Annotated in this window: 7 protein-coding genes; 2 read left to right on the top strand and 5 right to left on the bottom strand. The window is 51.8% G+C overall.

All coding sequences use genetic code 11. The annotated features are described in order from the left end of the window. The 4 genes from ACMHXE_RS13460 to ACMHXE_RS13445 all read right to left on the bottom strand — a co-directional run. A partial coding sequence (locus ACMHXE_RS13460; RefSeq protein WP_413732508.1) for a transposase occupies nucleotides 1–304 on the bottom strand: 304 nt, incomplete at its 3' end. Nucleotide 305: 1 nt separating this feature from the next. After that, on the bottom strand, nucleotides 306–560 hold the full coding sequence (locus ACMHXE_RS13455) for a helix-turn-helix domain-containing protein (protein ID WP_413732506.1): 255 nt from the start codon (nucleotides 558–560) through the stop codon (nucleotides 306–308). Nucleotides 561–581: 21 nt separating this feature from the next. Beyond that, nucleotides 582–761: a helix-turn-helix domain-containing protein gene (locus ACMHXE_RS13450; RefSeq protein WP_413732501.1), complete on the bottom strand. Its 180-nt coding sequence runs from the start codon at nucleotides 759–761 to the stop codon at nucleotides 582–584. 337 nt (nucleotides 762–1098) lie between these two features. Further along, nucleotides 1099–3249: a TonB-dependent receptor gene (locus ACMHXE_RS13445; RefSeq protein ID WP_413732499.1), complete on the bottom strand. Its 2151-nt coding sequence runs from the start codon at nucleotides 3247–3249 to the stop codon at nucleotides 1099–1101. A 299-nt stretch (nucleotides 3250–3548) separates the two neighbouring features. Here ACMHXE_RS13445 and ACMHXE_RS13440 point away from each other — a divergent pair, with 299 nt between their 5' ends. After that, on the top strand, nucleotides 3549–5891 hold the full coding sequence (locus tag ACMHXE_RS13440) for a Tex family protein (protein WP_165565862.1): 2343 nt from the start codon (nucleotides 3549–3551) through the stop codon (nucleotides 5889–5891). 337 nt (nucleotides 5892–6228) lie between these two features. Beyond that, entirely contained in the window at nucleotides 6229–8226 is a 1998-nt protein-coding gene (locus ACMHXE_RS13435; protein ID WP_287589728.1) for an LTA synthase family protein, read from the top strand. Here the strand turns inward: ACMHXE_RS13435 and ACMHXE_RS13430 are convergent. After that, complete coding sequence (locus ACMHXE_RS13430; RefSeq protein WP_101054077.1) at nucleotides 8178–8681, bottom strand: hypothetical protein; 504 nt, start codon at nucleotides 8679–8681, stop codon at nucleotides 8178–8180. The genes ACMHXE_RS13435 and ACMHXE_RS13430 overlap by 49 nt on opposite strands. Between the last annotated feature and the right edge of the window lie 7 nt (nucleotides 8682–8688).

The following is an 8688-nucleotide window of genomic DNA, read 5'->3' as shown; positions in this document are numbered from 1 at the left end:
ACAAGTTGGGGATATCAACTGCAATGTCATTGGTATGCCACCCTGCACCATCCATTACCACCACAGCATGTCGTCCTGGTTTAGTTCGGTTGGCGCTCAGTTCCAGGTGCTGGCGCATGATGTCCTTATTAACAAACGGCGTGATGATGGCTTCAGTTTCTCCTGTTGCGGGACTGACTGCGCCGAAGAGGTGCGCGTATTCAAACTGCTGCTGTTTTAGCGCTCTGGGTCTACTGCCTTTCGGTGCCCAGAGTCGTGTTGTTGTATTTTGCTGACCAAATCTGGCTTCGTCCTGAAACCAAATATCAATCTAGTGTGGTCGTATATGGATAGGTGTGTGAAGGAGCGTTTCCAGAGTAAACTTTTTTAAAAGCGTTCTGCACGCCTTGAGTCTGTTTGGGATGCCTGGAGCGGCTGGTTATCCAGCTGAACCCCATGCCCTTGAGTAGCTTGTAGATATGATTGAGGTGGTACTCGACACCAAACTCACTCGATATGTATTGCTGGATATCTGCCCCGGTTAGCCTGCCTCCCTCATTCGATTGTGCTTTGAACTCAATATATCTGGCGAGCCTCCGCTTTTAGTCATTGGACAATGATGGTCTTTTGCCGGGTCGCTGCTTATCTTCAAGCCCTACGAGCCCTTGTTCAAGATAGTTTGAGACCCATGAGTTGACGCTGGATCTTGCCACCTTTAACTGGTTCGCTATTTGAGTACTATTACGGGATTGCAAAAATATGGACACGGCGAGTAACCGCATACGCTTTGGGGATTTTTTCTTTTTTAGAGAGGCAAAGCAAGCTTTCGGCAGTTTCAGATTTCATGGGCCAACCATAAGTGTTGAGTTGCCTACCATTAGATCAGACTTCAATGCGGATTGGTATAAAAAGCCAGCTTAGGTGGCTGGCTTATGGGTTAGCGGGGAACTCTACAAGGATTTTATCTAGGATTGGTTGGCGTCCGGGAGTTTGTTCAGAGTTATCCTTTCTCTTGCTGCTATACCAGTTATCCAGAGTAGAACCAGATTATAAGTAAAAGCCAGTTCCTGAACTGGCTTTTTATGAGAACTACCGGCAGTTTCCCTGATGAAAGTGTCCTCAAAACGGCAAGCTGAAGCCTATGCTGACAGTACGACCCATGCCTTTGAAGTAACGGTTGTCGTTAGCCATAGTCTGTGAGTAGTAACTGTAGTAGTCCTTATTCAGCAGATTCTGTAGCCCCAATGTCAAAGTGCCTTGGTACAAAGGCATAGAGAAGGAGGCATCAACCGTGACATAGCCGTCAAACTCGGCGTACTCTTCACCATTGGCCTTTTTAAAGCTACGGTCCATATAGTAGTTGGCCTGAATCCGCCCACTCATCTCGGCATTGAACCTGTGTTCCCAGAACAGGTTAAGACGATTGGGTGCTATGTTGGCGCCGTCGAGATCTGTGTCTGTGCTGCCATCTTTATTGGAATCATACTCCCCTTGCTGCAGCGCCAGGTTCAGCCCCAGATCGTCGTCATTACCCAGGTAAGCCGTGACATTGGCTTCCAGTCCTTGGATCACGCTCTTTTCCCGTTTCACATTGTAGAAGCCGTCTTCATTCAGGGCCAAGCGGGCACCCAGTTTGGCCTCGGAGCGATACAGTGCCAGCTTGGCTGCCAACAACTCGCCTTGATAGTCCAAGCCCAGTTCATAGTTATCTGTGACCACGGGCTCCAGCGTCAAAGAGCCTTCCACGCTGGGGTTTTGGTCCGGGAAGCTGTTGCCGTCACGCAGAATTCGCCCTATGTCTGCCATACCAAAACCTTGGCTGTAACTGGTATAGAGGCGCAGCGCTGAGGTGAAGTTATAGCTGGCACCTATATTGAACAGGGTTTCATTGAAATCCGGTTCGCCACCGGCAACCTGTTTGTGGCCAGAGGCCCACAGGGTTTGGAAATCATCGACCTTGAGTTTGGCATATTCATAACGAATGCCGCCGGAAAGGGTCAGGGCATCTGCAGGTGAGAAGCTCAATTGGGCATAGGGGGCGATATTGTCGTAACGGGTCTCGGGTACCCAGGCGCGTCCGGTCTGCACCAGATCCTGCTCTGTGGTATCGCTGAAAAGGTCTACACCATAGGCCAGATCCACGCCGCTGTCGGCCAGATTATTGGCGATCATTGACGCCTTGAGGCCCCACTTGTTGGACTTGTTGCGTGACTGGTCATAGAAGTACTGCTCGCCATTGGCGCCGGTATCACAGGTTGTCAGATTCGCTGCACCTTCGAAGGCCGGATCATAGAAGCTGCCGAAACAGCCACCGCCATAGACACCCTTGAAGTTCTGGTTGAACAGTTGCAGTTCCAACTGCTGCCCGGCGATGTTGCGATGCTTATAGGTGAGGCTGCTGGTGGTGACCTTGTTGTTGGCTGCCTGCCAGGGTTGTTGCTGTTTTACCGCCGATGTAGGAGTATCTGTGGCGACATTGCCTTTGACCGGCATCCAATCACCATTGTTGTCCATATCGTAGTGGTTGACCATCAGCTCCAGTCGCGACTCGCTGAACTCATAGCCCAACTTGAGAAAGAAGTCCTTGCTCTGGCTGTCCATCGACTCGCCCTGGGTGGTGTCGACACCTATGACATCATCGTTGGCATCATAGTAAACACCATTGCTGTGGTATCCCACTGAACCCAGCATATCCAGGTTGCCGCTTTGGCCGGAGAAGGCATAGTTGGCACCAAAGCTCAGGCTGTCGGATTCGAAGCTGGTGGGGGAGGACAGATCAAAACTTACCCGGCTTTCGTTGTCGCCGCTGGGTTTCTTGGTGATGTAGTTAATTATGCCGCCCTGAGCGCCAAGGCCGTGCATGGCATTGGCGCCATGGATGATTTCAATTCGTTCTATCATCATGGGATCTATGGTTTGACCCGAGCGACCACCACTGCGTAGAGGGTTTGACTGAGGCACGCCATCTATCATGATGAGGGGAGCTCGGCCGCGCAGGGTTTCACCGGTATTGGTCATTTTCTGGCGGCTGGGGGAGAAGCTGGGGGCCAGGTTGCCCAAAATGGTCGATAAGTCCCGGGTGGTGGCCAGCTGTTGCTTGAGCTGTTCCTGGTCTATGACAGTCACAGTATTGGGGATGGCACTGAGTGGTTTTTCCATCCGACTGGAAGTGATGACCATGGTTTCCATTTGGGGCTCTTTGGCGTAAGCCGCCTGGGCTGCCAGTCCGGAAAGTACTGACAGAGCGACAAGGGAGCGAGTGAATTTCATCGTTATTCCTAATGTTTGCCATCTTGGAAGACGGCTTATTGGTTTGCGGTTTCCGGCGCTCCCTGCCGATCAAATAAATACAAATCATTGTCATTTACATAACGGTTAAGGAGTATAAAATAGGCTGGTTTTCTCTGTCCATAGTTGTGATGAATTTTTGTAAAGAGTGTCAAGGTGCTAAACCTAGGATGTGATTAGCTGGCTAAAGGCTGGAATCTCGCTCTCCGGCTATGAAACTTTCAGGCTGGCTGTGGTATGGTTGGCGCAACTGAATTTTGTCAATCCAACAGATCCTTACTATGCATAATATTGCTCAGATTATTGCCCAGGAGCTGAACGTTCGTGAGCAGCAGGTTGCTGCTACCATCAGCTTGCTGGATGAAGGCGCTACAGTGCCTTTTGTGGCCCGTTACCGTAAAGAGGTGACGGGGGGGCTGGATGATACCCAGCTGCGTAACCTGCACACTCGTCTCGGTTATTTGCGGGAGCTCAATGATAGGCGTCAGGTGATCCTCTCCTCGATTGAAGCCCAAGGAAAACTGACCGCCGAACTGAAGCACGCCATCAATGAAGCCGACAGCAAGACCCGGCTTGAAGATCTGTACCTGCCCTATAAACCCAAGCGCCGTACCAAGGGCCAAATTGCCATTGAAGCCGGTATCGAGCCCTTGGCTGATGCCCTCTATGCCGCCGCCGGCAGCGCCTCCATGGATCCTGAACAGGCCGCCGAGGCCTATCTCAATCCGGAAGCCGGTTTTGCCGATACCAAGGCGGTGTTGGATGGTGCCCGTTATATCCTGATGGAGCGGATCGCCGAAGATGCCGAGTTGCTGGCCAAGGTGCGTAACCATCTGCAACAGTCGGCTGTCATTGAAAGCCGACTGGTCTCCGGCAAGGAGAAGGAAGGCGCCAAGTTTCGCGACTATTTTGAGCACACTGAAAAACTCAGCTCAGTGCCTTCTCACCGGGCGCTGGCTATGCTGCGCGGCCGTAATGAAGGCGTGTTGAGTCTATCGATGAATGCCGATCCTGAGGCAGAAGCCAAAGCCGGTAGCTATTGTGAGGTGCTCATTGCCGAACACTTGCGTCTTAAGCTGAGTGACAATGCTCTGGATAACTGGCTGAAGACGGTTGTCACAGCCACTTGGCGGATCAAAATCGCTCTGCAGATGGAAACCGAGTTTATCACCAGAATGCGTGAAGCGGCGGAAACCGAGGCGATTAAAGTCTTTGCCCGTAACCTGGGCGACTTGCTGATGGCACCTCCTGCCGGAGCCAAGGCCACCATGGGACTGGATCCCGGGTTGCGTACCGGGGTTAAGGTGGCTGTGGTCAACGACACAGGCAAGTTGGTGGGCCATACCACTATCTTCCCTCATGCGCCTCAAAATCAGTGGGATAAGTCGATACGCACTCTGGCTAATCTGGTCAATATGCACAAGGTGGAGCTGATCGCCATAGGTAACGGTACCGCTTCCCGTGAAACCGACAAGCTGGCAGGTGAAGTGATTGCCATGGTCAAAGACAGCAATCCCGGCATCACTAAGGTGATGGTCAGTGAAGCCGGAGCCTCTGTTTATTCTGCCTCTGAGCTGGCGGCCAATGAGTTTCCGGATCTCGATGTTTCACTGCGTGGCGCCGTATCCATCGCCAGAAGGCTGCAGGATCCGCTGGCGGAGTTGGTTAAGATTGAACCCAAGTCCATTGGTGTGGGCCAGTATCAACACGATGTCAGCCAGAGCCAGCTGTCGGCTTCATTGGAAGCTGTGGTTGAAGATTGTGTAAACGGTGTCGGCGTTGATGTAAACATGGCGTCCATGCCGCTGCTGAGTCAGGTGGCCGGTCTTAACCGCACCTTGGCCAAAAATCTGGTGGAATATCGCGACGAACACGGTCGCTTCAACGACCGTAAAGAACTGCTCAAGGTGCCACGCCTGGGGCCCAAGGCCTTCGAACAGGCCGCCGGCTTCCTGCGGATCCGTGAAGGCAGCAATCCGCTGGATGCATCGGCCGTTCACCCTGAGGCTTATTCGCTGGTAGAAAATATTGCCAAGCTCAAGGGTAAACCTGTTGCCGAACTGATAGGCAACAGTGAACTGCTGAGCAATATCAATCCGGCCGAATTCATCACTGATGCATTCGGTTTGCCGACAGTAACGGATATCCTCAAGGAGTTGGATAAGCCAGGTCGGGATCCCCGGGGCGAGTTCAAGACCGCCAAATTCAAAGATGGGGTTGAGGCACTAAAGGATCTTAAACCAGAGATGATCCTCGAAGGCGTGGTGACCAATGTCACTAACTTTGGTGCCTTTGTCGATATCGGCGTGCATCAGGATGGACTGGTGCACATATCTTCTCTGACCGACAAGTTTGTCAGCGATCCTCATACCGTGGTCAAGGCCGGTGATGTGGTCAAGGTAAAGGTCATGGAGGTAGATATTGAGCGTAAGCGTATAGGTCTGTCGATGCGCCTGGACGAAAAGATTGAGCCAGGCAAGCCACAACAAAGAGCCGGCAAGCCGCAAGCCAAGGGCAATAAACCAGGTCAGGGCAAACAACGTCCTGCCACCAAGCCACAGCCAGTGAATGCCGCTATGGGCAATGCCTTTGCCGATGCCTTTGCCAAGCTGAAGAAAAGCTGATCGACAAGTTGTTGAATATCTATTAACGGTCCGACAATAGATGAATCCCTCGATAATTATCGGGGGATTTTTTTACCCGCGATTTTTTGTTGCTAATACTCGAGCCAATAGTGCTGTTTCTCGCTAACCATGAATTCTGCCACTTTTACTATCTTTTGCGAACGGCTTCACCCTCTGGCGCGATAGACAATAACAAACAAATGTTAATGAAACTTTATCTTAGTCTTTCTGTCATAATTGCGCGGCAAATCGGCTCTTTCTGGGGGTTGGCGTGCGGTAAATTGTCAATTTTTTAACAAACGCCAAGGCAAAAAAGTGGTGAGGAACCCTGGAAATGATGTTTTCTCGTTTTAAGTTTACCGGACCGTTTCGCGGTGTACTGATTTTCAGTTTATTGGCTTTGTTGTGCCTGATGTTGAGCCGAATTGGGCTGGGGCTTTGGCAATACGAAAGGGTAGTAGCCGTTGGTGGTTGGAGCCATCTGTTGTTGCAGGGGGTCAGGGTAGATGTGGCCATGCTTTGTTGGCTTTGGGGTGTTGTGGCGCTGGGTACCGCCTTGTTTGGCGGCGATCATTGGCTCGGGCGTTGCTGGTCTTGGATACAACGTCTGTGGCTGACTCTCGGGCTTTGGTATTTGTTGTTCTTGGAGTTGTCTACTCCCTCCTTTATTGAAGAGTACGGTGTCAGGCCAAATCGCCTCTATGTTGAGTATCTTATTTATCCCAAAGAAGTACTTTCCATGCTCTGGAGCGGCCGCAAGCTGGAGCTGATTATTTCAGTGGTTTTGTCTGGAGTCATCCTTTGGAGCGGCTGGAAACTCTCAGGTTATCTCTGTCGCAATTGTCGTTTCCCCAAGTGGTATTGGCGCCCTGTGCTCGGTGTGCTGATCATTGTCTTGTCTTTGGCTGGGGCCAGATCCACTCTTGGTCATAGACCGTTGAATCCGGCCATGGTGGCCTTCGCCGATGATCCACTCGTCAACTCGTTGGTGGTCAATTCAGGTTACTCGCTGGCTTTTGCTATCAGCCAAATGAATAACGAGGCCGACACATCGTGGATCTATGGCGATATGGACAGAAAGGAGATCTATCAGATAATCCGCCAGGAGACTGGCCGTGCGCCAGCTGACTTTATATCAGACCAGTATCCCAGTTTGAGTCAGAACCAGGCCAGCTATCGTGGTAAACCCAAGAATATAGTCATCATATTGCAGGAGAGCCTGGGTGCTCGTTTCGTTGGCAGTTTGGGGGGCTTACCGCTGACCCCAAATCTGGACGCTTTGGCCAATGAAGGCTGGTATTTCGAGAGCCTGTATGCCACGGGTACACGTTCAGTTCGAGGCATAGAGGCGGTGACCACTGGTTTCACCCCAACGCCGGCGCGTTCTGTGGTCAAACTCGGCAAGAGTCAAAGTGGTTTCTTCAGTCTTGCTGCATTGCTGCAGGCTCAAGGGTATTCCACTTCCTTTATCTACGGTGGTGAAAGCCATTTTGACAATATGCGCAGCTTCTTCCTCGGTAATGGCTTTAGCACCATAGTCGACCAGAAAGACTATCCTAAACCTGCCTTTGTCGGCTCCTGGGGGGCTTCAGATGAAGATCTAATGCGCAAGGCCGACTCAGAGTTCAAGCGCCTTCATGCCGAGGGAAAACCTTTCTTTAGCCTGGTGTTCAGTTCGAGCAATCATGATCCCTTTGAATTTCCTGATGGCCGTATCGAACTGTATGAACAGCCAAAACAGACCCGTAACAATGCTGCCAAGTATGCCGATTACGCCATAGGTGAGTTTTTTCGACTGGCGAAAGAGGCTGACTATTGGCGTGACACCCTGTTTCTGGTGGTGGCCGATCATGACAGCCGGGTTTCCGGGGCTTCCTTGGTGCCAGTGCCCAGATTCAGGATCCCCGGTTTATTATTGGGTGAAGGGATAACGGCTAAACGGGACCCGCGGGTAGTGAGTCAGATAGATCTGCCGCCAACTCTGTTGTCTTTGGCCGGCATAGATGCCACTTACCCTATGTTAGGGAGGGATTTGACAAAGATGCCCGACAACTGGACTGGCAGGGCCTTGATGCAATACAACAAAAATTTTGCCTATATGGAGGATAACAAGGTCACCATATTACAGCCGGAGAAAGCGCCTATGACCTTTGATTATGATCCTGTAAAGGAGCAACTGCACGCCGCGCCACTCTCTGATTCAATGGCTCGCACGGCGCTTGGGTTGGCACTCTGGGGTAGCATGGCATATCAGGATGGCTTATATAAGCTGCCGCCAAAGTTGGATCAAGCCAGTGCAGAGATACCGGCTGCGGGCATAGGCTCGGTGCATTGATGGTAAAAGGTATCGATTCTCTGCCCCAGCTCACGATAAAACTGCGGTGTTTCATTCGGCATGGGATGAGGTCCGCTATTTAATGCAACTGCGGGTTTGGGATACGCCGAGGCTTCAAGCTGGCGGTTACGGATATCGCGGCGATCCAGAGCCGGCTTGCTGAACAGGTTCAGCCGCAGAGGCTTACTGCCTTGGCGTTGCTGTTGCTCTTGTTGCTGCTGTTGTTGACCAGACTGTTGTTGGCGCTCCTGGACTCTATCGGCTAGTTTGGCCTGTTGCTGCGCCGAGTCTGCTGTGCGTTCATGCTGCGGGTTGAATGCCCTTTCTTCATGGCCTTTACTGGGTTGCTGCGGCGGAATGACCGGCGGTCTTTGTTGACTCTCTACCCGAGCGGCATCGGTCGCAGGATTACTGGTCGCGATCGGTACCTGTGGGTAGTGGGAGACAAGCTGCATAGGGCAT

The organism is Shewanella sp. BJSY2023SW007 (assembly GCF_047314525.1).
Classification (GTDB): domain Bacteria; phylum Pseudomonadota; class Gammaproteobacteria; order Enterobacterales; family Shewanellaceae; genus Shewanella; species Shewanella chilikensis.
This window is presented reverse-complemented; position numbering and strand designations above follow the sequence as displayed.

What these genes read in the sequence shown, in the direction of transcription:
- ACMHXE_RS13450 (WP_413732501.1), bottom strand. Translation starts at nt 761, where the DNA reads ATGCGGTTACTCGCCGTGTCCATATTTTTGCAATCCCGTAATAGTACT.
- ACMHXE_RS13445 (WP_413732499.1), bottom strand. Translation starts at nt 3,249, where the DNA reads ATGAAATTCACTCGCTCCCTTGTCGCTCTGTCAGTACTTTCCGGACTG.
- ACMHXE_RS13440 (WP_165565862.1), top strand. Translation starts at nt 3,549, where the DNA reads ATGCATAATATTGCTCAGATTATTGCCCAGGAGCTGAACGTTCGTGAG.
- ACMHXE_RS13435 (WP_287589728.1), top strand. Translation starts at nt 6,229, where the DNA reads ATGTTTTCTCGTTTTAAGTTTACCGGACCGTTTCGCGGTGTACTGATT.
- ACMHXE_RS13430 (WP_101054077.1), bottom strand. Translation starts at nt 8,681, where the DNA reads ATGCAGCTTGTCTCCCACTACCCACAGGTACCGATCGCGACCAGTAAT.